Source organism: Sphingopyxis sp. GW247-27LB (genome assembly GCF_002277025.1).
Classification (GTDB): domain Bacteria; phylum Pseudomonadota; class Alphaproteobacteria; order Sphingomonadales; family Sphingomonadaceae; genus Sphingopyxis.
The window spans coordinates 385,428-411,419 of record NZ_NIWD01000002.1; the positions used below are offsets into that span (position 1 = coordinate 385,428).

General features: G+C 67.4%; 27 protein-coding genes, 1 tRNA gene and 1 riboswitch. Of the genes, 17 read left to right on the forward strand and 11 right to left on the reverse strand.

Annotated elements, in window-relative coordinates; translation table 11 throughout:
• From maiA to CD928_RS01865, 6 genes are read left to right on the forward strand one after another with little or no spacing between them, the layout of a single operon-like run.
• Window positions 1-645 (forward strand): maleylacetoacetate isomerase, encoded by a 645-nt coding sequence (gene maiA, locus CD928_RS01840; protein ID WP_095384095.1) that lies wholly within the window; start codon window positions 1-3, stop codon window positions 643-645.
• A complete protein-coding gene (locus CD928_RS01845) occupies window positions 642-2,723 on the forward strand; it encodes a TonB-dependent receptor (protein ID WP_095384098.1) in 2,082 nt (693 codons plus the stop codon). Before maiA ends, CD928_RS01845 begins: the two co-directional genes overlap by 4 nt.
• 57 nt (window positions 2,724-2,780) lie before the next feature.
• On the forward strand, window positions 2,781-3,227 hold the full coding sequence (locus tag CD928_RS01850) for a MarR family winged helix-turn-helix transcriptional regulator (protein ID WP_095384101.1): 447 nt from the start codon (window positions 2,781-2,783) through the stop codon (window positions 3,225-3,227).
• Complete coding sequence (locus tag CD928_RS01855) at window positions 3,220-3,501, forward strand: HPr-rel-A system PqqD family peptide chaperone (RefSeq protein ID WP_095384104.1); 282 nt, start codon at window positions 3,220-3,222, stop codon at window positions 3,499-3,501. The genes CD928_RS01850 and CD928_RS01855 overlap by 8 nt, the downstream gene beginning before the upstream one ends.
• Window positions 3,498-4,364: an HprK-related kinase A gene (locus CD928_RS01860; RefSeq protein ID WP_095384107.1), complete on the forward strand. Its 867-nt coding sequence runs from the start codon at window positions 3,498-3,500 to the stop codon at window positions 4,362-4,364. The genes CD928_RS01855 and CD928_RS01860 overlap by 4 nt, the downstream gene beginning before the upstream one ends.
• Window positions 4,361-5,383: a nucleotidyltransferase family protein gene (locus CD928_RS01865; protein ID WP_176473406.1), complete on the forward strand. Its 1,023-nt coding sequence runs from the start codon at window positions 4,361-4,363 to the stop codon at window positions 5,381-5,383. Before CD928_RS01860 ends, CD928_RS01865 begins: the two co-directional genes overlap by 4 nt.
• A 166-nt stretch (window positions 5,384-5,549) precedes the next feature.
• Here CD928_RS01865 and CD928_RS01870 read toward each other — a convergent pair whose 3' ends face one another.
• From CD928_RS01870 to CD928_RS01885, 4 genes are read right to left on the reverse strand one after another with little or no spacing between them, the layout of a single operon-like run.
• Window positions 5,550-6,449, reverse strand: coding sequence for a TraB/GumN family protein (locus tag CD928_RS01870; protein ID WP_255247012.1), 900 nt, complete (start codon window positions 6,447-6,449; stop codon window positions 5,550-5,552).
• A complete protein-coding gene (locus tag CD928_RS01875; protein ID WP_095384109.1) occupies window positions 6,446-7,411 on the reverse strand; it encodes a TraB/GumN family protein in 966 nt (321 codons plus the stop codon). The genes CD928_RS01870 and CD928_RS01875 overlap by 4 nt, the downstream gene beginning before the upstream one ends.
• Before the next feature lie 55 nt (window positions 7,412-7,466).
• Complete coding sequence (locus CD928_RS01880; protein WP_141237058.1) at window positions 7,467-8,093, reverse strand: cytochrome c-type biogenesis protein CcmH; 627 nt, start codon at window positions 8,091-8,093, stop codon at window positions 7,467-7,469.
• Between the two features lie 4 nt (window positions 8,094-8,097).
• Window positions 8,098-8,298: a helix-turn-helix transcriptional regulator gene (locus CD928_RS01885; protein ID WP_095384112.1), complete on the reverse strand. Its 201-nt coding sequence runs from the start codon at window positions 8,296-8,298 to the stop codon at window positions 8,098-8,100.
• Between the two features lie 250 nt (window positions 8,299-8,548).
• On the opposite strand from CD928_RS01885, the gene CD928_RS01890 reads away from it, so the two are divergent.
• The 6 genes from CD928_RS01890 to CD928_RS01915 all read left to right on the forward strand — a co-directional run bounded on the left by CD928_RS01890 (window position 8,549) and on the right by CD928_RS01915 (window position 15,483).
• Window positions 8,549-9,472, forward strand: a complete 924-nt coding sequence (locus tag CD928_RS01890) for a glycine--tRNA ligase subunit alpha (protein WP_095384115.1) — start codon at window positions 8,549-8,551, stop codon at window positions 9,470-9,472.
• On the forward strand, window positions 9,472-9,942 hold the full coding sequence (locus CD928_RS01895; RefSeq protein WP_095384117.1) for an endonuclease domain-containing protein: 471 nt from the start codon (window positions 9,472-9,474) through the stop codon (window positions 9,940-9,942). Before CD928_RS01890 ends, CD928_RS01895 begins: the two co-directional genes overlap by 1 nt.
• Window positions 9,939-12,092 (forward strand): glycine--tRNA ligase subunit beta, encoded by a 2,154-nt coding sequence (glyS, locus tag CD928_RS01900; protein ID WP_095384120.1) that lies wholly within the window; start codon window positions 9,939-9,941, stop codon window positions 12,090-12,092. Before CD928_RS01895 ends, glyS begins: the two co-directional genes overlap by 4 nt.
• 33 nt (window positions 12,093-12,125) lie before the next feature.
• On the forward strand, window positions 12,126-12,587 hold the full coding sequence (locus CD928_RS01905; RefSeq protein WP_095384123.1) for a hypothetical protein: 462 nt from the start codon (window positions 12,126-12,128) through the stop codon (window positions 12,585-12,587).
• 88 nt (window positions 12,588-12,675) lie between these two features.
• Entirely contained in the window at window positions 12,676-15,354 is a 2,679-nt protein-coding gene (gene ppdK, locus CD928_RS01910) for a pyruvate, phosphate dikinase (protein WP_095384126.1), read from the forward strand.
• 52 nt (window positions 15,355-15,406) lie between these two features.
• A tRNA-Arg gene (locus CD928_RS01915) sits at window positions 15,407-15,483 on the forward strand.
• Here CD928_RS01915 and CD928_RS01920 read toward each other — a convergent pair.
• The 3 genes from CD928_RS01920 to CD928_RS01935 all read right to left on the reverse strand — a co-directional run bounded on the left by CD928_RS01920 (window position 15,439) and on the right by CD928_RS01935 (window position 18,153).
• Window positions 15,439-17,139 (reverse strand): recombinase family protein, encoded by a 1,701-nt coding sequence (locus CD928_RS01920; RefSeq protein WP_095385144.1) that lies wholly within the window; start codon window positions 17,137-17,139, stop codon window positions 15,439-15,441. The two genes, CD928_RS01915 and CD928_RS01920, sit on opposite strands and share 45 nt — an antisense overlap.
• Window positions 17,140-17,485: 346 nt before the next feature.
• Entirely contained in the window at window positions 17,486-17,908 is a 423-nt protein-coding gene (locus tag CD928_RS01930) for a type II toxin-antitoxin system VapC family toxin (protein ID WP_095384129.1), read from the reverse strand.
• Window positions 17,905-18,153 (reverse strand): plasmid stabilization protein, encoded by a 249-nt coding sequence (locus CD928_RS01935; RefSeq protein WP_095384132.1) that lies wholly within the window; start codon window positions 18,151-18,153, stop codon window positions 17,905-17,907. The genes CD928_RS01930 and CD928_RS01935 overlap by 4 nt, the downstream gene beginning before the upstream one ends.
• Before the next feature lie 664 nt (window positions 18,154-18,817).
• On the opposite strand from CD928_RS01935, the gene CD928_RS01940 reads away from it, so the two are divergent.
• A complete protein-coding gene (locus tag CD928_RS01940; RefSeq protein ID WP_095384135.1) occupies window positions 18,818-20,896 on the forward strand; it encodes a ParB/RepB/Spo0J family partition protein in 2,079 nt (692 codons plus the stop codon).
• Between the two features lie 155 nt (window positions 20,897-21,051).
• Here CD928_RS01940 and arsH read toward each other — a convergent pair whose 3' ends face one another.
• From arsH to CD928_RS01960, 4 genes are read right to left on the reverse strand one after another with little or no spacing between them, the layout of a single operon-like run.
• Entirely contained in the window at window positions 21,052-21,798 is a 747-nt protein-coding gene (gene arsH / locus CD928_RS01945) for an arsenical resistance protein ArsH (protein WP_095384138.1), read from the reverse strand.
• On the reverse strand, window positions 21,798-22,865 hold the full coding sequence (arsB, locus tag CD928_RS01950) for an ACR3 family arsenite efflux transporter (protein WP_217983705.1): 1,068 nt from the start codon (window positions 22,863-22,865) through the stop codon (window positions 21,798-21,800). The genes arsH and arsB overlap by 1 nt, the downstream gene beginning before the upstream one ends.
• Window positions 22,865-23,293, reverse strand: coding sequence for an arsenate reductase (glutaredoxin) (gene arsC, locus CD928_RS01955; RefSeq protein ID WP_095384144.1), 429 nt, complete (start codon window positions 23,291-23,293; stop codon window positions 22,865-22,867). Before arsC ends, arsB begins: the two co-directional genes overlap by 1 nt.
• A gap of 14 nt (window positions 23,294-23,307) precedes the next feature.
• Entirely contained in the window at window positions 23,308-23,640 is a 333-nt protein-coding gene (locus tag CD928_RS01960; RefSeq protein WP_095384147.1) for a helix-turn-helix transcriptional regulator, read from the reverse strand.
• A 45-nt stretch (window positions 23,641-23,685) separates the two neighbouring features.
• Between CD928_RS01960 and CD928_RS01965 the strand changes: the two genes are divergently transcribed.
• The 4 genes from CD928_RS01965 to CD928_RS01980 all read left to right on the forward strand — a co-directional run bounded on the left by CD928_RS01965 (window position 23,686) and on the right by CD928_RS01980 (window position 25,773).
• Window positions 23,686-23,937, forward strand: a complete 252-nt coding sequence (locus tag CD928_RS01965; RefSeq protein WP_141237059.1) for a hypothetical protein — start codon at window positions 23,686-23,688, stop codon at window positions 23,935-23,937.
• 293 nt (window positions 23,938-24,230) lie between these two features.
• Window positions 24,231-24,530, forward strand: a complete 300-nt coding sequence (locus CD928_RS01970; RefSeq protein ID WP_095384153.1) for a DUF736 domain-containing protein — start codon at window positions 24,231-24,233, stop codon at window positions 24,528-24,530.
• 95 nt (window positions 24,531-24,625) lie between these two features.
• Window positions 24,626-24,688, forward strand: a riboswitch (Fluoride riboswitch).
• A gap of 92 nt (window positions 24,689-24,780) precedes the next feature.
• The gene (crcB, locus tag CD928_RS01975) at window positions 24,781-25,161 is read left to right on the forward strand and encodes a fluoride efflux transporter CrcB (protein ID WP_095384156.1); all 381 of its coding nucleotides are present in this window, start codon (window positions 24,781-24,783) and stop codon (window positions 25,159-25,161) included.
• 3 nt (window positions 25,162-25,164) lie between these two features.
• Window positions 25,165-25,773, forward strand: coding sequence for a cation transporter (locus tag CD928_RS01980; protein ID WP_095384159.1), 609 nt, complete (start codon window positions 25,165-25,167; stop codon window positions 25,771-25,773).
• Window positions 25,774-25,992 lie beyond the last annotated feature (219 nt).

The window sequence follows — 25,992 nt, forward strand, 5'->3', positions numbered from 1 at the left end:
ATGACCAGCCTCGTCCTCCACGACTATTTCCGCTCCTCGGCGAGTTATCGCGTCCGCATTGCGCTGAACCTCAAAGGCCTTGCCTACGAGCGCGTCGAGGTCAGCCTGATCGCGGGCGAACAGAAAAGCGACGCTTATCTCGCGCAGAATGCGCAGGGCTTCGTGCCGATGCTCGTCGCCGACGGCGAGACGATCATCCAGAGCCTCGCGATCATCGACTGGCTCGACCGCGCCCATCCCGAACCGCGGCTGATTCCCGACGAGCCGATGCCGCGCGCGGTCGCGCTGGCGCAGGCGCATGTCGTCGCGTGCGACATCCACCCGCTCAATAATCTGCGCGTGCTCAAATATCTGAAACGCGACCTCGGGCTCAACGAGCAGACCAAGGATCACTGGTATCGCCACTGGATTCTCGAAGGCTTCGACGCGCTCGAGGCGATGGCAGATTCGGGGGCGGGCGAGGGGCGTTATCTGGGCGGCGACACGCCGGGGATCGCCGACTGCTGCTTGGTGCCGCAGATGTACAACGCGCGCCGCTTCGACGTGCCGCTCGACGCCTTTCCGCGCCTCGTCGCGATCGACGCCGCGTGCATGGACCATGACGCGTTCAAAAGGGCGCACCCCGACGCGGTGAAGGCGGCGTGATCCGCCTGCTCGCGGGCGCAGCCGCGCTGGCGCTGCCGGCGGCGGCGATGGCGCAGGACAAGGACGAGCCGATCATCATCCCGGCGCGCCATGTCCCGGCCGAGGAGATCGTCGTCGTCGGAGGCGGATCGCTCAAGCCGACCGACGGCAATTCGGTCCAGTCGGCCGCGATCCTGCGCGATCTCGACCCCGGCCTTGGCACGCGCATCGAGAATCGCCTCCGCGACGAGGGCGGACTGGCGCAATTCCGCCGCTCCGATGGCCGCTCGGCGCATCCGACGAGCCAGGGCGTGACGCTGCGCGGGCTCGGCGGCAATGCGTCGAGCCGCGCGCTTATCACCCTCGACGGAGTGCCGCAGGCCGACCCCTTCGGCGGCTGGGTCGCGTGGAGCGCCTATGACGCGATCCGGCTCGGCGGCATCATCGTCGCGCGCGGCGGCGGCAGCGGCGTCGACGGGCCGGGCGCGCTCGCGGGGACGATCGGCCTCTATTCGGACATGACCGAAGGGGTGGAGGCGAGCGCCGCATACGGCAGCCGCGATGGCGTCGACCTGTCGGGGAGCGCGGGAACGCGGCTCGGCGACGGCTGGTTCGCGGTCGACGGCCGCTACAGCCGGGGCGACGGCTTCGTTCCCGTCGTCGAGAGCCAGCGCGGCGCGGTCGACCACGCCGCGCCTTACGAGCAGGGCGGCCTCGGCGTGCGGCTGCGCTTCGACGCGGGCGACAACAGCCGTATCGAGGCAAGCCTGCGCGGCTTTTCGGATCGGCGCGATCGCGGCACCGATTTCAGCGAAAGCCGCGTCGATGGCATCGACGCCAGCCTGCGCTTTCTCCACCAGCCCGGTGCGGGCGTGCAGTGGCTCGCCCTGGCCTATGTCCAGCTCCGCGAGTTCGACACCGGCTTCGCAAGCGTCGCGGGGGATCGTGACAGCGTGGTCCCGGCGCTCCACCAGCGGGTGCCCGCGACCGGTCTCGGCGCGCGCGTCGAGCTGCGCCCCGCGATCGGCAGCGCCTTTCCGCTGCGGCTCGGCGTCGACTGGCGGCGGACGGTCGGGCGCACGCAGGAGGATTATCTGTTCACCGGGCTCGTCCCCGGCCGCCACCGCATCGCGGGGGGCAGCAGCGACACGGTGGGCGCCTTCGCCGAATGGACCTCGGGCGAGGCAGACGAGGGGCTCTTGTGGACCGCGAGCGTGCGGGTCGACCGCTGGTGGCTCGGCGCGGGCTATCGCTTCGAGACCAATATCGCCGGGCCGGTGATCACCGACGCGCACTATGCCGCGCGGCAGGGGTGGGAGGCGAGCGGGCGCGCCGGGCTGCGCTGGACCGCGGGGCCGCTCGCGATCCGCGCCGCCATGTATCGCGGCTGGCGACTGCCGACGCTCAACGAACTCTACCGTCCTTTCCGCGTCGGCCCCGACGCGACGGCGGCGAACGAATTGCTGCGCCCGGAGCGCCTGTGGGGCGGCGAGGTCGGCGCTGAGCTGACGAGCGGCGAGGCGCATGTCGGGATCACGCTGTTTCGCAATCGGCTCGAAAATGCGATCGCCAATGTCACGCTCGGCACCGGGCCTGGCAATTTTCCCGGCGTCGGCTTCGTCGCGGCGGGCGCGACCTACAGCCAGCGCCAGAATCTCGACGCGATCGACAGCAAGGGGGTCGAATTCAGCGCCGACGCGCCGCTCGGCCCGCTGACGCTGCGCGCGAGCTATGCCTTCACCGACGCGCGCGTCGACGCCTCCGGCGTCGCGGCGGTGCTCGACGGACTGCGGCCGGCGCAGGTCGCGAAGCACAGCGGCAGCATCTCGCTGAGCAACCGCGGGGACGGCCCGCTCGGCGGCTTCGCGACGCTGCGCTATGTCGGCAAGCAAAATGAGGACGATCTGGGGCTCCAGCCACTGGACGACGCGCTGACGCTCGACGCCGGGCTGTCGTGGCGCGTTTCGGATGCGGTCAGCCTCGAGGCGCGCGGCGAGAATCTGTTCGACGCGCTCGTGCCCGCCGCGATTTCCTCGGCGGGCATCGTCGAGCGCGCGACGCCGCGGACGCTGTGGGTCGGCGCGCGACTGTCCTTTTAGGCGGATTTAATCACCAGCCCGTCTTCACAGACGCCGAACAGGCGATAAATACGAGTTATGGCCGCCAAGACGCTGAACCTCGACCAGTTCCTGCCCTATCGCCTGTCGATAGCCTCCAACGCGCTGTCGGAGCGGATCGCCGCCGATTATCAGAACAAGTTTGGGCTCAAGATTCCCGAATGGCGGCTGATGGCGGTGCTGGGGGAGGGCAAGCCGCTGACCCAGCGCGAGCTGGTGCAGGCGACGCGGATGGACAAGGTGACGGTCAACCGCGCCGCCAAGGCACTCGCCGACCGCCAGCTCATCGCGCGCCAGGCGCACGAGGCCGATGGGCGATCGCATCATCTCGACCTCACCGAGACCGGCCGCTCGCTCTACGACGCCATCGTCCCCGCGGCGCTCGCGACCGAGGAGCGGCTCGAATCGCATATCAGTGCGTCCGAGCGCACCGCGCTGATGGCGATCCTCGCCAAGCTTATCGCCGCCGCCCAAGATTATGGCTGACCCCGTCTATCGCGCCGCGCCGGTCGAGGCGCTGCGCGTCGAGCGGCTGGGCGAATTGACCGCGATCTTCGACCGCCGGTCGATGCAGACCCATCTCGTCGTGTCGCCGCTGCCCGAGATATTGGAGGCGATGAGCGGCGAGGCGTGCAACGCGGCGCTGCTCGCCGCGCGGCTCGCGGCGAGCTTCGACCTTCCCGACGCGGCGGAGACGCGGGCGATCCTCGGCGAACGGCTGCGCGAGCTGGCGAGCCTCGGCCTGGTGGAACCTGCGTGAGGCACAGCACGCGCATCGCGGTCGGGCCGGTGCAGTTCCGCATCGGCAGCGACTGGCGCGCGCCGGTCGCTGCTCTCGAACGGCTCTACGCCGCCTACCCGCAGGACGCCGCGCGCCCCGCCGACGCGACGGTACGGCTGTTCGCCGCGCGGCCGTGGCGGCGCTGGCTGCGGCCGTCGGTGCAGATCGGCGGCGATTTCGTCGTGCCCGACGCGCTGCCGCTGCCGCTTTCGATGGGGCTGCTCGCCGCCGAAATGGGAATGAATTTGCAGGTCGCGCTCGGCTGGCGGCGGCACCTGCTGCTCCACGCGAGCGCGGTGGCGCGCGATGGACGCAGCGTCCTGATGTCGGGGGTTTCGGGGTCGGGGAAGTCGACGCTGGCGGCATTGCTCGGCGAGGGCGATTGGCGGTTGATGGGCGACGAATTCACGCTGATCGACCCCGCGAGCGGCGACGCGCTCGCCTTCCCGCGCGCGGTTAGCCTGAAGAACGAGGCGATTGCCGAAATGGCGGCGCGGGTCGATGCGACGCGGCTCGGGCCGCTGCTCGCGGGGACGCCGAAGGGCGATATCTGCCATCTGATCCCGCGCGCCGACGCGGTCGCGGCGATGCACGAGCCCGCGCGCCCCGCGCTGCTGCTCTTCCCGCGCTTCGGCGGCGCCACGGCGATCGAGCGACTCGGCGAGGGCGAGGCTTTCGTCCGGCTGACCGAGGCGTCGACCAACTACACCGCGCTCGGCGAGGCGGGGTTCGAGGCGCTGACGCGGCTGGTGCGCGCGGTGCCCGCGTTCGGCATCTCCTATCCCGACAGCGCGGCGGGGCTGGCGCTCGTCGAGCAGCTCTGGGCCGAGGCGGAGCGGTGAGCGCGGTAGGAACCTTCGTCGATTTGCTTGCCGGGCGGCGCGACGCGGCGATGCTGACGCCGCGCGACTGGGACGGGGTGATCGGCGTCGCGCGCGCCGAGGCGATGCTCGCGACGCTCGCGCACCAGTTGAAGGGCGCGGCCTTGCCGGCACCGGTCGCAGCGCTCCTTGCCGACCAGCGCGCCGCCGCCGAGGTCGCGACGCAGCAGGCGCTGTGGGAGGCCGAAATGGCCCGCCGAGCGCTGGCGAGCGAGCGGATCGAGTTCGTTCTGCTCAAGGGCACCGCCTATGCCGCTGCGGGGCTTTCGTGCGCCGAAGGACGGCAGATCGGCGATCTCGATATCCTCGTCCCCGCCCACGACATCGGCCGCGCCGAGAACGAGCTGCTCGAAGCGGGGTGGGAATGGGTCAAGTCCGACCCCTATGACGACGCCTATTACCGCGAGCATATGCACGAGCTGCCGCCGCTGATCCACAAGGCGCGCGACCGGATGATCGACGTCCACCACACGATCCTGCCGCAGACGCATCGCACGACGCCCGATCCCTTGGCGCTGGTGGCCGACGCGGCGATGACCGAGAGCGGCTTCGCGGTGCTCGCGCCCGCCGACATGGCCTGCCACTGCGCGGCGCATCTGCTCGCCGACGGCGATTTGCAGGGCGGGCTGCGCAACCTCTGGGATTTCCACTGCCTGACGCGCGATTTCGCCGCCGTCGATCCGGGTTTCTGGGGGCGGCTCGACGCGCGCGCCGCCAAGCATGGCCTGCGCGCGGTGGTGCATCGCGCCGCGCGGCTGGCGCGCGATCTCTATGCGAGCGAATTACCGGAGGGCTGGGGCCGGAGCAACCCGCGCGACCGCTGGTTCCGCCGCCGCCTGCTCGCGCGCGACGACTGGGGCCACGCAAGCGACTTCGCGCTTCAGCAGGCCTTCTACATCCGCTCGCACTGGCTGCGCATGCCGCCGCTGCTGCTCGCGCGGCATCTGTGGACGAAGTGGCGCAAGCGCGCGGCGGGGTGATAGGAGTCGGCGATTGGCCCGCTTCGTCATTGCGAGGAGCCGAAGCAATCCAGAGTGGCGTAGACTGCTCTGGATTGCCGCGCGGCTTCGCCGCTCGCAATGACGATTCCAGCCCATGTTATCCCGCGTTCAAAAGAACAACCACCGCGCCCTGGCCATCACGCCGTCACTGTACGCGCCGGACCTTCACGCCTTCGGCCGCGAGCATCGCCGGCACGCCGTCGGCGCCGACCAGATGCCCGGCACCGACCGCGACCAGCAAGGTGCCCGGCTGCGCCATGCGGCGCTTCACCCAGGCGCTCCACACGCGATTGCGGCCGGTGATGATCGCCTCGCGCGCCGCGGGAACGGCATCAACATCCTCGTTGATCACCTTTTCGAGCGCCGCGACATCGCCGCGCGACCAGGCGTCGGTCAGCGCGCGGACATCGGCCACCGCGTCGCTCGCGCCCTCGGCCGCTTTGGCGAGCAGCGCGCGCTGGGTCGCGGGGTCGAGCGTTTCGAACAGCATCAGCTGGCTGCGCGCGGTCTCCAGCCCGCCGATCGGCTTGCCCGCGGCGCGGAAATCCTCGGTCAGCCGCGCCTCGACGCCGTTGTCGGACGAGAGCGCCGCTTTCTGCGCGACGCGCTGGCCCATCAGCACCATCACTGCCCAATCGTCGAGCGCGTCGGCGCGAAAGTCGGGGCCACCCGCTTCGAGCGCATGATATTGGGCAAGCGCGGCGGGCGTCAGCCGCTCGTCCATCGGCAGCGGCGCGCGGCGCGGCGCGAGGCGCTCGAACTCCTCGCCCGCCGCTGCGAGCTCCTCGGGCGACAATTCCATGACCAGCTCGTCGGCCGCCGCGACGGCCTCGGCGACCTTGCCGCGATCCCAGTCGGTGCTCTCGGGAAGCGCGTGCATCGTGCCGAGCAAATAGATGCGCGTGTCGCCGTCCTCGGCGAGCCACATCGCCGGATGCGCGTCGAACGTCACCTTGGGCGGCGAGCAGGCGGCGAGCAGGCACGCGAAGAGGGCCGCCGCGACGCGGCGGCCCCGGGGCCGGACGGGGCGGCCCGCGCCGGTCAATAGTCGACCCGCGTCGCGGTCAGCCCGCGTTCCTTCAGATAGTCCTGGACGCTGTGCTGGCCCGCGAGATGCCCCGCGCCGACCGCGACGAAGACCGTCCCCGGCTGATCCATCCGCGCCTTGATCTGGTCGGCCCAGTTGGCGTTGCGCTGGAACAGCAATATCTGCGCCAGCTCGGGCGTCGTCTCCATGCTCTCGTTCAGCGTTGCGGCGAGCGCGTCGGAGTCGCCCTTGCTCCACTGGTCGATCAGGATGTTCAGCATGGGTTCGAGCGTATCGATGTCCTTCACCACGGCGTTCAGGAACGCGACCTGTTGGACTTCGGGCAGCTGGTCGAAAAGGCCAAGCTGCTGCTCGACCGTTTCCAGCCCCGCAATGGGCTTGCTCGAGGCCTTCGCCGCGGCCGTCAGGACCATCTCGGGGCCTTCCGCCGGATTGTAGCCGAGTTTGAGGAGCGGCAGGATCGAAAGATTGATGCCCATGTACCAGGGCTCGAATGTTTCGAACCGTTCGACGGGAAGGCCCAGCGCGCCCACGGCGGCGGCATAGCTCGCATGGTCCTCCGGCGTCATGCGGCTGGCCAGCGTCTTGCCTTCGGGGTCGATCGTCAGCGCCTTCGTGATGTCTTCGATGTCCTTGGGATTCTCCGGCAGCACCATTTCGAGCATCAACTGGTCGGACTTGTCGAACGCTTGCCTAACCGCCTCGTCGAACCAGCTGAGGCCGGGTTTCAGCACATGGACCGTCCCGAACAGATAGATGGTGGTGTCCTCGTCCTTGACCACCCACAGCGCGGGATCGGCGTCGGTCGTGGCGACCGGTTCGGCTGGCGCGGCGGGCGGCGCGACGGGGGCGGACTGCGGCGCCGGTTCGGCCGCGACGCTGTTGCCCGGGATCAGCGCGCATTGTGCCAGCGGGATGATCGCGCAGGTGGTGGCGAGCGTCTTGAGCCATTTTTTCATGGGAGAGGCCTTTCTGGGGCGGTTGTAGCGGTTGGACGGAAAGTGAAAAGGGGGGTCAGCGGAACTTGAACCACAGATAGACGGCGGCGTTGACCAGCATGGTCAGGAGGAACAGCGCCATGACGCTGACCGGCGGGGCGAGAGCAGCACGGTGGAGGACCCACCAGACCGGCGCGGGAAAGACGAAGGCGTACCAGCCCGCGAGCCCCGCCCACAGCCAGGCGCGTTCCTCATGATCGTCGATTGCGCGATGATAGAGGACCATGCCGACCGCGAGGCCCGCGACCCACAATAGCGAAGCGCCGATCGCGAAGCCGGGGCTCAGCACGCCGCTGCTGAACAGGTCGGCCGCGCTGCGGCCGGTCGGCTGATCGAGGACGAGCCAGCCGCCGATGATGCCGCCGACCACCGCCGACAGGCCGAGCGCGGTCCAATAGCGGCGCTGGCGAGGCGACAGCGCGCGGAACCAGCCCGCGTGGCGGCGGAAATAGAGGAAGAGGCCTCCGATGCCGAGCGCGGCGGCGATCAGCGGCCCGATCCACGGCGCGAGCGTCGCGTCCCCCGCTTCGGCGGCGGCGGCGTTGTATCCGGCGAAGGCGCCGGCGAGCATGATCGCGCCAAAGCAGATCAGGGTGGGCCAGACGAAGCCCGGCGCACGCGGTTCCTGGGGTTCGGTGACCATCATCCTATCCTTCGAAGCCATCGTCGAAAATCTCCTCGATCGGCATGTCGAACAATCGCGCCAGCTTGAAGGCGAGCGGAAGCGACGGGTCGTATTTGCCCGTTTCGATCGCGTTCACCGCTTGCCGCGACACGTCGAGCCGCTGGGCCAGTTCTGCCTGGCTCCAGTTTCGCATCGCGCGCAGCACTTTCAGCTGGTTGTTCATGCGGATCCATTCGTCATGCGTCCCTGACCGAATGTCAGGTGTTATTGACTAAATGACAGGATTCGCTGACCATGTCAACAAGACCTGACATTTGGCATTGGAGGGTTCGATCACCATCGTCACCCCGGACAAGCAAACTCGCGCCCCGTTCGGCACATTACCGCCGGCTTCACCCGCTGTCCCCTTGACCCTGCGGCCCCGCTGCGCCAAGGGCTGCGGCGATTGTTGCACCTGCGAAAGAAGGCGAAAAATGGCCGACGCGGCGGATAAGACACCCCTCAGCTTTCAGGACATGATCCTGACGCTGCACGCCTATTGGGCGGCCCGCGGCTGCGCGATTCTCCAGCCCTACGACATGCGGGTGGGCGCGGGGACCTTCCACCCCGCGACGACCTTGCGAAGCCTCGGGCCCGAGCCGTGGAACGTCGCCTATGTCCAGCCGAGCCGGCGCCCGACCGATGGCCGCTATGGCGAGAACCCCAATCGGCTCCAGCATTATTACCAGTATCAGGTCATCCTGAAGCCATCGCCCGCCGACCTGCAGGAACAATATCTGGGCAGCCTCGCCGCGATCGGCATCGACCCGCTGCTCCACGACATCCGCTTCGTCGAGGATGATTGGGAATCACCGACATTGGGCGCGTGGGGGCTGGGCTGGGAGGTCTGGTGCGACGGGATGGAGGTGACCCAATTCACCTATTTCCAGCAGATGGGCGGCTTCGATTGCAAGCCCGTCGCCGGCGAGCTCACCTACGGGCTCGAACGCCTCGCCATGTATATCCAGAATGTCGACAATGTGTACGACCTGCGCTTCTCCGACGCGGTCGGCGACGTGCCGGGGGTGAGCTATGGCGACGTCTTCCTCGAGAATGAAAAGCAGTTCTCGAAATGGAATTTCGAGGTCGCCGACACCGACAGCCTGTTCGCGGGCTTCAAGGCGGCCGAGGCCGAATGTCAGCGCGCCATCGCCGCGAACGTCCCGCTCGCCGCCTATGACCAGGCGATCGAGGCGAGCCATCTCTTCAACCTGCTCCAGGCGCGCGGCGTGATCAGCGTCCAGGAACGCGCCAACTACATGGCGCGCGTCCGCGACCTCGCGAAGGGCAGCTGCAAGGCGTGGATCGACAGCCAGTCCGAACGCTGGACCGCGCAATATCCGGGGTGGGTGCTGTGATGGCCGTTGCCAATCCTCCCCGGAACGGGGAGGGGGACCACGCGAAGCGTGGTGGAGGGGGCTCACGGAGCCCGCAACGCCCGGAGGTTTACACCGCTCGGAAGCTCCGCCGCAAATTGACGCTGCCCGAAGTCCTGCTCTGGGAGCAATTGCGCGGGCAGAAACTTGGCCTGAAGTTCCGGCGCCAGCATACGATCGGCCCATATATCGCCGATTTTTGTAGCATAGCGGCTAATCTTGTCGTTGAAATCGATGGCGAAGCGCATGATCGCGGAACGGCGCCCCAGCGTGACGCCGCCCGGGATGCGTTTCTGGCGGCACAAGGATTTGAGGTCGTGCGCGTGACAGCAAAAGATGTGCTGGAGAATATGGACGGAGTAATCGCTCAGCTGCGGTCGAAGGTCGATAACCCCCTCCACCATGCCTCCGGCACGGTCCCCCTCCCCGCAAGCGGGGAGGATTTTCAATGACCGACTTCCTTCTCGAACTGCGCAGCGAGGAAATCCCGGCGCGGATGCAGGCCGGCGCGCGCGCCGAGCTCGACAAGCTGTTTCGCGCGCAGCTCGCGGCCGCAGGCCTCGAAGCGGGCGAGCTCACCATCTGGTCGACCCCGCGCCGCCTCGCGCTGATCGCCAAGGGGCTGCCCGACGCGACCGCCGCGATCAGCGAAGAACTCAAGGGCCCGCGCACCAGCGCGCCGCCGCAGGCGCTCGAAGGCTTCCTCCGCAAGACCGGCCTAACGCAGGGCCAGCTCGAAGACCGCGACGGCGTGTATTTCGCGGTGCTCGACAAACCCGGCCGCGCGACCGCCGAGGTGCTGGCCGAGGCGATCCCCGCGATCGTCCGCGGCTTCGCATGGCCGAAGTCGATGCGCTGGGGCCGCGAAAGCACGAGCAGCGAGAGCCTGCGCTGGGTGCGCCCGCTGTCAGGCATCGTCGCGATCTTCGGCGAAGATTTGATACCGTGCGAAGTCGGCGGAATTTCCGCAGGCTTTGCGACGCGCGGCCACCGCTTCCACTGCCCCGGCGAGATCACCATCGGCTCGGCGGCGGACTATGCCGACAAGCTGCGCGCCTGCCATGTCATCGTCGACCATGAGGAGCGGCAGGCGATCGTCCGCGATGGCGCCGCGAAGGCCGCGGCCGATGCGGGGCTGACGCTGGTCGAGGACGAGGGGCTGGTGATCGAGAATGCCGGCCTCACCGAATGGCCGGTGCCGCTGCTCGGCCGCTTCGACGAGGCGTTCCTCGAAGTGCCGCCCGAGGTCATTCAGCTGACGGCGCGGGTGAACCAGAAATATTTCGTCGTGAACGGGCCCGACGGCAAGCTCGCGAACGGCTTCGTCTGCACCGCGAACATCGTCGCGAGCGACGGCGGCGCCGAGATCGTCGCGGGCAACCGCAAGGTCCTCGCCGCGCGCCTGTCCGACGCGCGCTTTTTCTGGGAACAGGACCAGAAGAAGACGCTGGCCGAGCACGCGGAGAAGCTCGCGAACATCACCTTTCACGAAAAGCTCGGCACGGTCGCCGACAAGGTCGAGCGGGTCGCGAAGCTCGCCGAATGGCTGGCGAGCGAAGGGATCGTCCCGAACTGCGACCCCGCGCTCGCGCGGCGGGCGGCGGAGCTGGCGAAAGCCGACCTCGTCACCGAAATGGTCGGCGAATTTCCCGAGCTGCAGGGCCTGATGGGCGGCTATTATGCCCGCGCCGAAGGCCTGCCCGACGCCGTCGCCGACGCGATCCGCGACCATTACAAGCCGGTCGGGCAGGGCGACGATGTTCCCACTGCGCCGGTGACGGTGGCTGTGGCGCTGGCGGATAAGTTGGATAGCCTAGCCGGCTTTTTTATGAAGTCACTTCGTCCGAGTGGATCGAAAGATCCGTTTGCACTTCGCCGCAGTACGCTGGGGCAGTTGGCGATGGTTTTTGAGAATGGGTTGCGCGGAGAGTTGACCGAGTGGCTTCTTAGGGCACGTGAGCTTTATCTCGCGCAGAACATTCAAGATGAATATCCCGATGCGCTTCCGCATGAGACCGCGAGGGACACCGTATTGGATACCTTAAAACGGAGCTATCTGGGGCATCTGAAAGACTTTGTTTTGGACCGCCTCAAGGTCCAGCAACGCGAAGCCGGCGTTCGTCACGACCTGATCGACGCGGTGTTCGCGCTCGGCGGCGAGGATGATCTCGTCCGCCTGCTCGCCCGCGTTAAAGCGTTGCAGGCATTCATGGCGACCGACGACGGCGCCAATCTGCTCGCGGGCTACAAGCGCGCGGCGAATATTCTGAAGCAGGCGGAGAAGGACGGTGCCATCCCCGCGGCTGGCGAAGGCACGTCGACAATAGCGGCCCCCGCCTTCGCGGGGGCGACGGATGTGGATCGCGCTTTGCTCGCCGCGCTCGACGCCGCCGAGCCCGCGGCCGCCGCCGCGGTGGCGGACGGGCGTTTCACCGACGCGATGGCCGCGCTCGCCTCGCTCCGCTCGGCCGTAGACGCCTTTTTCGAGGGCGTGATGGTCAACGATCCCGATCCGGCGGCACGCGCGTGGCGGCTCGGGCTGCTCGCGCGCTTCCGTGACGCGGTGCACAGCGTCGCCGATTTCTCGAAGATAGAGGGTTAGTGTCCGTCCATCATCCACAGGGGGAATGGCACCATGAACGATACCCATCTCATCTGGCTTTTCGCGCTCGGCTTTCCGCTGTTTTTCGTCGCGATCTGGCTGTTCGTCGTCCGCATCCTGTCGTGGGTGGGCTGGTCGAAATATCTGCCCGCCTTCGCCTGGGACCGCCCGATTCCGCCCGACGCGCGCCGCTATGGCTGGGCGACGATGGTCATCGGCCGCTTTCCGGGCGGCGTCAGCTACAAGAATGCGATGAACGTCTGGATCGACGCGCGCGGCTTCTATCTGCGCCCGCCGGTCTTCTTTCGCCTGTTCCATCCGCCGCTGCACTTCGGCTGGGACGCGGTCGCCGCGATCGAGCCGCGCCAGACCTTCTGGATCAAGGCGTGGCAGCTCGCCTTTCGCCGCGACGTGCCGATGCTGACCTTCGGCGGCGCGGCCGGGCAGGCGCTCTTCGACGCGTGGCAGCGCCGCGGTGGAGGCAGGCCAGCCTGACATCGCTAAAGCAAAACTGAATCGACCAATCCGCATTGCATACCTATTCCCCCGCCAACCTTCTCCCCAGGGGCAGCAGGAGCCTGACATGACGACGACGCCTACCCAGACGAATATGGTGCATCTGTTCGGCGGTGCGGCCACCACGGCCGAGCGCGCGAAGGAATTACTGGGCGGCAAGGGCGCGAACCTTGCCGAAATGGCGTCGATCGGCCTGCCGGTCCCGCCGGGCTTCACGATCACGACCGAGGTCTGCACCGCCTATTATGCGAATGGCGAGCAATTCCCCACGGGCCTGACCGATGATGTCGAAAACGGCATCGCGCATATCGAGGGCATCACCGGCAAGCGCTTCGGCGATCCGGCGAACCCGCTGCTCGTCTCGGTCCGTTCGGGCGCGCGCGTGTCGATGCCGGGGATGATGGACACCGTCCTCAACCTCGGGCTCAACGACGCGACCGTCGCTGGCCTCGCCGCAGCCTCGGGCGATCCGCGCTTCGCCTGGGACAGCTATCGCCGCTTCATCCAGATGTACGCCGACGTCGTCATGGGGCTCGACCATGCGGCGTTCGAGGAAGCGCTGGAGATCGCCAAGGAAGACAAGGGCTTCTATCTCGACACCGAGATGGCGGCCGAGGACTGGCAGGCGCTGGTCATCGAATATCTGGCGATCGTCGAGCGCGAGACCGGGGCGCCCTTCCCGCAGGAGCCCAAGGACCAGCTGTGGGGCGCGATCGGCGCCGTCTTCGCGAGCTGGGAAAGCGATCGCGCGAAAGTCTATCGCCGCCTCAACTCGATCCCCGGCGAATGGGGCACCGCGGTCAATGTGCAGGCGATGGTGTTCGGTAATATGGGCGACACCTCGGCCACGGGTGTGGCGTTCACGCGCGACCCCGCGACCGGCGAGCGCGCCTGGTACGGCGAATGGCTGATCAATGCCCAAGGTGAAGACGTCGTCGCCGGCATCCGCACCCCGCAATATCTCACGAAGATCGCCCGCGAAAAGGCGGGCGCCAAGCCGCTGTCGATGGAAGAGGCGATGCCCGAGACCTTCGGCGAACTCGGCCGCGTCTTCGACACGCTCGAGACGCATTACCGCGACATGCAGGACATCGAGTTTACCGTCGAGCGCGGCACGCTGTGGATGCTCCAGACGCGCTCGGGCAAGCGCACCGCCAAGGCGGCGCTGAAGATCGCGGTCGACATGGCCGCCGAGGGGCTGATTTCGGAAGAGGAAGCCGTCGGCCGCGTCGACCCCGGCGCGCTCGACCAGCTCCTCCACCCGACGCTCGACCCCAATGCCGCGCGCGACGTGCTGACCAAGGGACTCCCCGCGAGCCCCGGCGCGGCGTCGGGCAAGATCATGTTCGACGCCGACAGCGCCGAAAAGGCGGCGGGCATGGGCGAGGCGGTGATCCTCGTCCGTGTCGAGACGTCGCCGGAGGATATTCACGGCATGCACGCCGCCAAGGGCATCCTGACCGCGCGTGGCGGGATGACCAGCCACGCGGCGGTCGTGGCGCGCGGCATGGGGCGCCCCTGCGTCTCGGGCGCGGGCGGGCTGGCGATCGACGGCGCGGCGCGCGTGCTGCGCGTCGCCGGGCGCGAGCTGCGCGAAGGCGATGTGATCACGCTCGACGGCTCGACCGGCGAGGTGATGGCGGGCGAGGTGCCGACGCTGCTTCCCGAACTGGTCGGCGATTTCGGCACCTTGATGGCGTGGGCCGACAAGGTGCGCCGCATGAAGGTGCGGACCAACGCCGAAACCCCGCAAGACGCCCAGGTCGCGCGCGATTTCGGCGCCGAGGGCATCGGGCTTTGCCGCACCGAGCATATGTTCTTCGACGCCGCGCGCATCACCGCGGTGCGCGAGATGATCCTCGCCGACAGCGAGGAGGGCCGCCGCGCCGCGCTCGCCAAGCTGCTTCCCGAACAGCGCGGCGACTTCGCCGCGATCTTCGGCGTGATGGCGGGCCTGCCCGTGACCATCCGCCTGCTCGACCCGCCGCTGCACGAGTTCCTGCCGACGCGCGAAGAGGATTTCGCCGAGGTCGCGGCGGCGGCAGGCGTCGGGATCGAGGCGCTGAAGGCGCGCGCGAACGAACTGCATGAATTCAACCCGATGCTCGGCCATCGCGGCTGCCGCCTTGGGGTGACCTATCCCGAGATCTACGAGATGCAGGCCCGCGCGATCTTCGAGGCGGCGTGCGACGTCGCCGCCGAAACCGGCGCGGCGCCGATTCCCGAGGTGATGATCCCGCTGGTGGCGACGCGCCGCGAGTTCGACCTGATGAAGGCGGTCGTCGATACGGCCGCCAAGGCGGTATTCGCCGAGAAGGGGCGCGAAATCGCCTATCTCGTCGGCACGATGATCGAACTGCCGCGCGCCGCGCTGATGGCGGGCGAGATCGCCGGGTCGGCCGAATTCTTCAGCTTCGGCACCAACGATTTGACCCAGACGACGATCGGCATCAGCCGCGACGACGCGGGCCGCTTCCTGACCCAATATGTCGACAAGGGCATCTTCGTCACCGACCCCTTCGTCAGCCTCGACGTCGAGGGCGTCGGCCAGCTCATCGAACTGGCGGCGGAGCGCGGCCGCGGTGCGCGCGCGGGCATCAAGCTCGGCATCTGCGGCGAGCATGGCGGCGACGCGCCGAGCATCCATTTCTGCGAGAAAACCGGGCTCGATTACGTCAGCGCCTCGCCCTACCGCGTGCCCATCGCGCGGCTCGCGGCGGCACAGGCGGCGCTCAAGGCGAAATAGGGAAAAAGGGGGTTGCGCACCCGCGCAACCCGCCTTAAAGGCGCCTCTCCACGCACCCGTAGCTCAGCTGGATAGAGCACCAGACTACGAATCTGGGGGTCGGACGTTCGAATCGTTCCGGGTGCGCCATTTCGGTTCAAAACCACGAACGCCTAGCACCGCCGCCTCTACGCCAGAGGCGGCGGTTAGAGTTCGGAGCAATTCGCTCCGCAACCCGCGAATGCGGACCTCTTTCCGGCTCACGACTTCCACCCGCTGCGCAACCGCGCGCACTTGATCGCGGGCGAATGTGCCGTCGCCATTCCGCAGCTTCTTGCGCAGGGCGGCCGAGAACGCGCGCAGGCTCTCCGGCGTGATCGCTGGCCCAATCTTCACGATATGCGCCAAGGCGCGCTCAGAGTCGCCCTTGGCTTGGTCGCGCGTCGCGGTCAGTTCGGCGATTCGATCCTTGAGCGACGGGTCGCTCACGTCGATGACGCCGTTCTCGATCGCGTCATAGAGGCGCTTCAGCTTCGCTTCCGCCTCGGTCGCACGGCGCTCAAGATCGGCGACATGCTCGCGGCGCTGGTTCACCCACTCATCGCGCCGTTCGAGGATCTGATCCATCAGAGCTTCGAGCCGTGCCGGGTCGAGCAGCCGGTCTTGGAGATGATCGACCACCGCCTCGTTGAGCCGGTCCATCGGCACGGTGATGCCGGGGCAGCCGGTCGCACCCTGCCGCGCCTTCGTCGAGCAGGTGTAATAGCGATACTCCCGGCCGACGCTGCTGGTGCCCGTGCGCAGCGTCATCGCACCGCCGCAGCACGCGCAGAAGCAGATGCCGGTAAGCAGCGTCGGGCCACCCACCGCCATCGGCGCCATCATCTTCGGGCTGCGCGCCCTGAGCGAGCGCTGGACCGCCTCGAACTCAGCTTCCGAGACGATAGCGGGCACTTCCATGACCGCGTGCTCGCTCTCGGGCTTGCGCGTCTTCGTCTTGTGATCGCGGGTGTTGAAGCGGTGCTGGCCGATATAGGTCGTGCGGGTGAGCACCTGATGGACCGCGCCCAAACCCCAGCGCCCGCCGTCGCGGGTGCGGATGCTATTTTCATTGAGCCAGGTGGCGATAGACTTGAGGCCCATCGGCCCCCGGTCCTCGACGCCGTTGAGCGCCATGCGGTAGATGCGCCGCACCGTCTCGGCCTGGATCGGGTCGATTTCCAGCTTCTTCTTGATCTTCGCGCCGCGCTCGCCGGCCGCGACCACGCGATAGCCGATCGGCGCCCGCGCACCGTTCCAGAAGCCTTGCCGGGCGTTCTCCTTCATCGCGCGAAGGGTGTGCTTGCCGTTCTCTTTCGACTGATACTCGTCGAACAGCGTCATGATCTGGCGCATCATCACGCTCATCGGATCGTCGCCCAAATCCTGCGTGATCGAGATCAGCCGGACGCCGTTCTTCGCCAGCTTCCTGACGTAAAACTCGAACTGGAACTGGTCGCGGAAGAACCGCGAGAAGCTGTGGACAAGAATGACGTTGAAGGTCGGCGGCTTGACCATCGCCGCTTCGATCATCGCCTGGAACGAGGGCCGACGATCATCGGTCGCGGTGTTGCCCGGCTCGACGAACTCGGCCGCGACTTCCCAGCCTCGCGACAGGCAATAGCCTTCGATTTGGCGACGCTGGTCGGGAATCGACAGGTCGCTTTCGGCCTGCCGTCCGGTCGAGACGCGCAGATAGAGCGCGGCGCGCGCGGTCGTCACGACCGGCGCCTCATCCTCATCTCGTCGCAGGGCGGCGCTGGTCATGACGCTTCACTCCTCACTTCACGGCAGCGGTCCGAACAGCTTGTCCAGCTCTTGCCGCATATGGCCTTCGATCGCGCGCAACTCGGCGTCGCCGATTGGAACTTGCTCCGGCCAGTCGTCGGTGACGACGATCGGCCCGTCGTCCTCGCGCGACCGACGCGAAGCCCGGCGCGGCGCGGCGCGGTTGACATAGTCGTGCAGGTCATCCGGACTTTCAGCCCAGCGACGGGGCGTGCGGCGGCGGAGCTTGCGAGGAAGGGCCATCCAGACACGCTGCGTGGAAACCGCGCTTCGCGCAAAGCCTCTGTCGCGGCGTAGCGCAGATAGGGGCGTGCTGCGGGGAGCGTCATGCTTCGCCCCACGGATCGACGACCGTGATCCCGCAATCGGCGAAATCGCGGACGTTGCGAGTCGCCAGCCGCGCGCCGCGCGAGCGGACAATGGCGGCGATTTGCGCGTCGATCTGGCTGATCGGCTTGCCACCCTGTTTCCGCCCGGCGGCGATCTCCGGATAGACAACCGCCGCGTCGGTATCGAACGGCAGGACACGCCCCGCCAGATCGACATCGAACATCGGACGTGCGGCCGCCAGCAGATCGTCGCGCCGGCGTCCCTCTGGCAGCAGCGCCAGACCGTAGAAGATTTCCGCCTGCGTCAGCGTCGTCGTGAACACGCCGGCCATCGGCTGCTCGGCAATCCACGCCATCACCCTCGGGTCAGGCTCGCGCCGCATCAGCTCGGAGATGACGTTGGTGTCGAGAACGATCATTCGCTAAAGTCCACAGTCGGCCGGATCGCTTCGCGCGTCACGACTGGCAGATCGACGCCGCCCAGCGGGCCGAAGCGCTCATGGATCGCATGAGCGAGATTGCGGGGTCGCGGATCGTCTGTGGAGAGCGCCGAGCGCAGAATGTCGCGCGCCTCATCCTCCATCGACCGACCATTGACGGCCGCGCGCACGCGGAGGCGCTTCTTGATTACATCGTCGATGTTTCGGATCGTCATCACCGCCATGCCCGGCCTCCATAAGTCAATGACTGCATGTTAGTCGATGATGTTGGAATTTGCAAGGTTAGCGGAGTTTGCGCCTCCCTGCGGGACCGCCGCTCTATCTCCGCTGCGCTTCGACCAAGCCCCTGACGGGTCTTGGCCCATCCGGGTGACGATCCGACTGGCGGGTCGGCGCTACCGCGCCGAGCAGCACGCGGATTCAATCGGCCGCTCTCTGCGGCTTCTGGCGAAGCCGACAGGGTGCGCGCGTTGTCACGGCCGCGTGGCACTCTTGCTCTTCCCGGAGGGCGCGGCGGCGGCTGGCCCCCAGGCCCGCGCGCACGCCGCCGCGCCGGCCGGTAGCCGCAAGGGTGCGCAGTTTCGTTCGGCGCCGGTGGCGCGCTGATCGGTGAACCCGCCGGGGCGGGTTCGATGTCTTTGCACGCTGCGGAGATCGGGCCAGGGCTGCGCCAGCCCGATCGCGTTTACGGTCGTTGCACTCCCCGAGATGGGGTGGGCGTCGCTTCCCTCTAGGCCCGCCGCGCCGGGCCGCAACGCGCGTGCCGCGCTTACCTCCTCTTCGTTCCGGCCCTGCGGGTGCTGCCCGGCTCCGCCGGCGGGCCTGCCGGTCGCTCTTTCGCCGCCCACCCCATTCCGGGGTGTGTGTGGTTTTAGAAGGAGTCGTGTGATGAACGCTGTTACCGAAACCGCAGCCGCAGAGCCTGTGTCTGGCGTCGAGATTTTCGTGCCGCTCGCCAAGCTCAAGAAGTCTCCGCGCAATGCCCGCAAGGTGCCGCACGGGGAAGCCGCTATCGTGGCGCTGGCCGCTTCGATCCAGCACAAGGGGCTGATCCAGAACCTTGTGATCGAGCCCGAGGTCAAGGAGGACGGGACGCCGACCGGGTACTATCTCGTCACCGCTGGCGAGGGCCGCAGGCTGGCGATGCTGCTGCGCGTCAAGCGCAAGCAGATCAAGAAGTCGGAAGCCGTGCGCTGCTGGCTCGATACCGCGAACGATCCGGCCGAGATCAGCCTGGACGAGAACGTGACCCGGACCCCGATGCACCCCGCCGACCAGTTCGAGCGGTTCCGTGAGCTTTCCGAGAGCAAGGGCTACGGCGCGGAGGAAATCGGCGCGCGGTTCGGCGTGTCGGCTTCTGTGGTGAAGCAGCGCCTCCGCTTGGGCGCTGTCTCCCCGAAGCTGTTGCAGGTCTATCGCGAGGACGGGTTGACGCTGGACCAGTTGATGGCCTTCGCCATCACCGAGGATCATGCCCGGCAGGAGCAGGTGTTCGAGAGCCTGCATCATAACCGCGAGCCGTGGATCATCCGCCGCGACATGACCGCGAGCAACGTGCCCGCCACAGATCGGCGCGCGGTGTTCGTCGGTGCAGACGCTTACGTCGAGGCGGGTGGCAACATCATCCGCGACCTGTTCAGCGAGGACCGGGGCGGCTTCTTCGAGGATGCTGGCTTGCTCGACATGCTAGCCGTCGAGAAGCTGCGCGAGATCGCGGGCGAGGTGCAGGCCGAGGGCTGGAAATGGGCCGAAGCCTATATCGACTATCCCCACGCCAACGGTTTCCGGCGCTTCTATCCCGAGCCGGTCGCCCTGTCCGACGAGGACGAGACGCGGCTGGAGGCGCTGTCCACCGAGCATGACGCATTAGCCGAAGGCTATTCGTCCTATGACGAAATGCCCGAGGACTTGGCGGAGAAGCTGGAGGGGCTGTCCGACGAGATCGACGCCATCAGCGCCAAGCGTTCGGCCTACGACCCGAAGGTGATCGCCAACGGCGGCGTGTTCGTCATCCTCAATCACGACGGCACGGCGCGGATCGAGCGCGGTTTCGTCCGGCCCGAGGACGAGGCGCTGGCAGACCCGCAGCCCGAGGATGAACCGGAGGGCGAAGTTGTTTCGTCCGGCGGTGAAGACGAGGACGAGGGCGGAGACGAGCAGGCCGAGGACGAGCAGGAAGCCGAGGAAGAGGAGCCGGGTAAGCCGATTTCCGACAGCCTCATTCGTGACCTGTCCGCGCACCGGACGCTCGCCTTGCGCGTGGCGCTTGGCGAACGGCCCGACCTTGCGGTGGTGGCGCTCACCCACACCCTGACGGCGCAGTTGTTCTACAGCTATGCCGAGGCCGGTTGCCTTGAGGTCCGTCCGACCGCCACCCCGCTTGGCAGCCATGCCGATGGGATCGACGACACCCCGTTGGCGGCGCGCGCAAGCGAGGCGCACGAGGCATGGGCCGAGCGGATGCCGCGTGACGTGGCGGACCTGTGGGGCTTCATCGTCGGGCTGGACGATGCGAAGCGGCTGGCGTTGCTGGCGCATTGCGCGTCCCGCACCGTCAACGCCTTGCGGCTGCCGTGGGACCGCAAGCCTCGTTCGTTGCAGACGGCGGACAGGCTGGCGAGCGCGCTGGGGCTTGATATGGCGAAGGACTGGACGCCCACCGTGGACAGCTATCTTGGCCGCGTCACCAAGGCGCATATCGTCGAGGCCGTGACGGAAGGCGTGTCGGAGGACGCCGCCTGCCGCATCGCCGACATGAAGAAGCCGGACATGGCGCAAGCCGCCGAGCAGCTTCTGGCCGGGACCGGATGGTTGCCCGCGACCTTGCGGACCACGCAGCCCGAGCCGAAGGCGATCGAAGCCGATGCCGTCAATACGGGGGATGCGGATCAGCCGTCCGCAGTGGAGGCGACTGAAACCGGAGCGGAGGACGAGGCGGACCAGCCTTACGCTGTCGCTGCCGAGTAACGGTGGACCGGGGTCGCGCGAGCGGCCCCGGTCTTTTCTGGCCCGCCGGAAATCGGCCGCGCACCCCGTTGGGTGCGCGGCCGATCGTCATTGATGGAACCGGCGCGCTCGCCGGGCCACGGCCCGGCTCGCGCATAGAGATAGGAGGCGGCGCGTCAGCCTTGCCGCGCTACTGCAATGCTCGACCAGTCCGTGGCAGGATCCAATGTCACCCCGGCCTGCTTGCGTTCGGAATAGCGGTCCACGAGCTGATCGGCATGGGGCCGCAGCAGCACTGTGAACCGAACCAGCTCCTCCATCACGTCCACGATCCGGTCATAATAGCTTGACGGCTTCATTCGGCCAGCATCGTCAAACTCGTTGAACGCCTTTGCAACGCTCGACTGATTGGGAATCGTGACCATCCGCATCCAGCGTCCGAGCACGCGCAGCGTGTTGACGCTGTTGAACGACTGCGACCCGGCCGACACCTGCATGACCGCGAGCGTGCGGCCTTGCGTCGGGCGCATCCCGCCCATGTTCAGCGGCAGATGGTCAATCTGCACTTTCATCACGCCGGTGATCTGGCCGTGGCGCTCCGGTGAGCACCACACTTGCCCCTCCGACCACATTGACAGCTCACGCAGTTCGTGGACCGCTGGATGGTCGTCTCCGGCTACCTGGTCCGGCAGCGGCAGTTCGCCGGGATCGAAGATGCGCGTCTCGCACCCGAAGAAGCGCAGCAGGCGCGCAGCCTCCTCAACGCATAGACGCGAGTAGGACCGCTCCCGCAGCGAGCCGTAGAGCAGGAGGATGCGCGGGGCTGGATCAAGCGAGCCCAGCCCGATTGCAGGGCGCTGGCGGGCATAGGCCGGATCGAGCGCCGGCAGATGATCGGAATCGACGAGCTGGCGCAGCCGCATCAGGCGACTGCGCCCCGCTCGTACCAGCCACGTGTGCGCTTCACGATCGCGACGACCGAGAGCATGACGGGCACCTCGACCAGCACGCCCACCACTGTTGCGAGCGCCGCGCCCGAGTTCAGCCCGAACAGCGAGATCGCGGCCGCCACCGCCAGCTCGAAGAAGTTGGACGCGCCGATCAGCGCAGCCGGGGCGGCCACGCACCAGGCGACCCCGAACCGGCGCGAGAGCCAGTAGGCGAGGCCCGCGTTGAAATAGACTTGGATAAGGATGGGAACGGCCAGGAGGGCGATCACCAGCGGGCGCGCCAGTATCTGTTCGCCCTGGAAACCGAACAGCAGCACCAGCGTCGCCAAGAGCGCGACCAGCGACACCGGCCCGAGGCGGGCGAGCACCCGATCGAGCGCGGGCTTGCCCCCGCTTCCCAGCACGCCGCGCCGGATCACCTGCGCGACGATGACGGGCACCACGATGTAGAGCAGGACCGACAGCATCAGCGTGTCCCAGGGCACGGTGACGGCCGCGACGCCGAGCAGCAGGGCCACCAGCGGCGCGAACAGGAAGATCATCAGCACGTCGTTCAAAGCGACTTGGGAGAGCGTGTAGTTCGGCTCGCCGTCACACAGGTTGGACCAGACGAACACCATTGCCGTGCAAGGCGCGGCGGCGAGCAGGATCAGCCCGGCGATGTAGGACGGGCCTTCGCCGGCCGGCAGCAGCGGCGCGAACAGATAGCCGATGAAGAACGTGCCGAGCGCCGCCATCGAGAACGGCTTGACCGCCCAGTTGATGAACAGCGTGACGCCCACGCCCTTCCAGTGCTGGCGGACGCTGCCGAGCGAGCCGAAATCGATCTTGAGCAGCATCGGGACGATCATCAGCCAGACCAGAACGGCGACGACCAGATTGACGCGCGCGACCTCCGCCGCGGCTATGGTCGCGAATATCCCCGGCATGACCGAGCCCAAGGCGATGCCGGCGACGATGCACAACGCCACCCAGAGCGTCAGATAGCGCTCGAAGGTGGACATGCTTGGGCGCGTTTGTTCGGAAGCAAGCGTCGCCATCAGGCCACCCGCGCGCCGGAACCGTCGATCACCAGCTCGCCGTCTTCCTTGGCGAACGCGCCTCGCTGCGGCGCGGGCAGCAGATCGAGCACGGCTTCGGATGGTCGGCAGAGCTTCACGCCCAAGGGAGACACGACGAGCGGCCGGTTGATGAGGATCGGATGCGCCATCATCGCGTCCACCAGCGCGTCATCCGGCAGCGCGGGATCGTCGAGACCCAGCTCGGCAGAAGGCGTGCCCTTTTCGCGCAGCAGGTCGCGCGGAGTGATCCCGGCGCGGTCAATGAGCTGGACCAGCAGCGCGCGCGAGGGCGGGGTTTTCAGATACTCGACCACATGCGGCTCGATCCCGGCATTGCGGATCAGGCCCAGCGCGTTGCGCGACGTTCCGCACTCGGGATTGTGGTAGATGATGATATCGACGGGCATGTGCTGGCGTCCTTTCAGCGGCAGAGGGCGAGTTCGGCGACCAGCGGCGCGCACACGCTGGCGTCTCCGTCGCAGCAGTCTTTGACGAGGAACAGTGTGAGCGCGCGCAGGCCGTCCAGATCGGCGCGGTAGATGATCGAGCGGCTATGCCGCTCCGAGCGGACCAGGCCGGCTCGCGCGAGGATGCCCAGGTGCGCTGACATGGTGTTCTGCGGCACGTCGAGCTGGCGGGCGATTTCGCCGGCCGCGAGGCCATGCGGTTCGTGCCGCACCAGCAGGCGGAATACGTAGAGACGAGTGCCTTGAGCGAGCGCACTCAGCGCAGCAATGGCCGATTCGCTTTCCATATATCCAGCTTAAACGATATGTTGGCGCTGGCGAGAGACTTTCTGTTGTTCGAGCCGGCCTCATGGACGAGCCTGCCGGCAGCCGTCTTCAGCTCGGTCCCGACCGGCGCGGTGACAGCCAGAGCGGAGAGCATCCAGTTTGACGTGTCGCGGCAAGATCATCGCGGCTGGTTTTTCACCCGGCGAACCTCGTCGAACCGACGGCGCGGAAACGGCGCCATGTGGCTCGACGGCCGGCATGATGTCACCGATTTCGCTGACGATGGAATGGATGGTCCGCTATTTCCGGTGTGCTGACGAAGCTGACGAGGAGCTGTCGCGTCACGATCCGCATCCGCGCAGCCACAGCCACACGGCCTCTTGATTGGCTTGATCTAACCGGGGCCGGCTCCGCCTCGATCGGACTGGCGCAACGGCGGCGCGCGGCTTTTTTCCGCCGCCTTCGGCTTTGCATCGCGAAGCAAAAAAGCCGCGCGCCGCCGTCCTCCGCTGCGCTGCGGCCGCAAGCGGTGCGCGTCCGATCGTCCCCGCTTCACCGATCGCCATCGAGGCCGCGGTGGTCGTGGCCCGAGAGCGAAAGGAACTTCGACATGGCGACCATCGGCACCTTCACCAAGGCCGACAACGGCAACTTCAACGGGACCATCACGACCCTCACCCTCAAAGCAAAGACGACCATTCGCCCGGTCGACAAGGAGAGCGACAAGGCCCCCGACTACCGCCTCGCCATTGGATCGGTCGAATGCGGCGCCGGGTGGAAGAAGACCAGCCGCGAGAACCGCGACTACATCGTAGTGAAGCTGGACGATCCGACGTTTCCGGCTCCAATCTATCCCACCTTGGTCGAGACCGACACCGCCGGCGAATACGCGCTCATTTGGTCGCGCTGATCGGCAACGACGCCCCGCTCCGAGTGGGCGGGGCGTCTCCCCCCAAAGGCTTTGCGACACCCTTGACCCAGATTCGATCGGCGTTAGTCTTCGCTGCGTGGGATGGGGATGGAGCTCCCCGACAACCGCCCGCGAGGGCTGATAGCTCCTGCTGCGAGGGCCAACAGCCCAACCGTGGCGGGAGCGCGTCCGAAGCGAACCCGCCATCGGCGGGTTTTTTTGTTGCCCTCTCGAGGAGACGGAGAGCGGCATGGATTACCTGATCGTGTTCTTGGGAGCGGGCGTCGGCGGCGCTCTGCGTCACGGCGTGAACGTGGCCGTCCTGCGGCTCGGCTGGACGGCGTTCCCGGCCAGCACCCTCGCCGTCAACGTAATCGGCTCCTTCCTGATGGGCGTCATCGTCGAGTATTTTGCTCTGAAGGCGCACCTGCCGCAGCACTGGCGGCTGTTCCTTACCACCGGCATCCTTGGCGGTTTCACCACCTTCTCGGCGTTCGCACTGGAAGCTGCGCTGCTCTACGAGCGCGGCAGGCCAGCGCTGGCCGCCGCCTACGTGCTGGCGTCGGTCATACTGTCGATCACCGCATTGTTCGTGGCACTGGCCATCACCCGCTCTTTGGTGAAAGTCTGATTCATGGATCAGCATAGCTCGGACGACGCGACAAACCTCGGCCTTCGGCGAGTGGTCCTCCTCGTGGGGCTCCTCAACCTCGGCTATTTCGGTATCGAGTTCGCGGTTGCGCTCGCGATCGGATCGGTGTCGCTGTTCGCCGACAGCGTCGATTTTCTCGAAGACGCCTCAGTCAACCTGCTGATCCTCCTCGCGCTCGGTTGGTCGATGCGTCGCCGCGCGCAGGTAGGCATGGCGCTCGCCGCGATCCTTCTCGTGCCGGGTCTCGCCACGCTCTGGACAGCGTGGCAGAAGTTCAACCTCCCCGTCGCCCCCGACCCGCTACTGCTGTCGCTCGCGGGCCTGGGCGCACTCGCGGTGAACCTAACCTGCGCCTTCATGCTCGCGCGTTACCGCCACCACAGCGGCAGCCTGACCAAAGCGGCGTTTCTGTCGGCCCGCAACGACGCGCTCGCCAACGTCGCGATCGTGGCGGCCGGCTTGATTACTGCCTCCCTGTGGCGCTCGGCGTGGCCGGACCTGATCGTGGGCATCGCCATCGCGGCGATGAACGCTGACGCTGCTCGCGAGGTCTGGAAAGCGGCCCGCGAAGAGCGCCGGGCAGCAACTTGAAATCCCGGTGTCGTGAATAGGCCATTGCGCCACGATCTGTCAGCGTGGAGGCGTTGGCGCCGGAGCAAGGCAGGACTCTAGGTCCGATCTCGACTGAGCTCCGGCACGTCTTGATATTCTGCGTCGCCGGACTGCGCCGCGGTGCTTGGGGCTCCGCCCCCGGCGCACTTCAAGCGGCTTCCGCCCAGCTTCCCTCGCTTCGCTCAGTGCAGCCGGTTC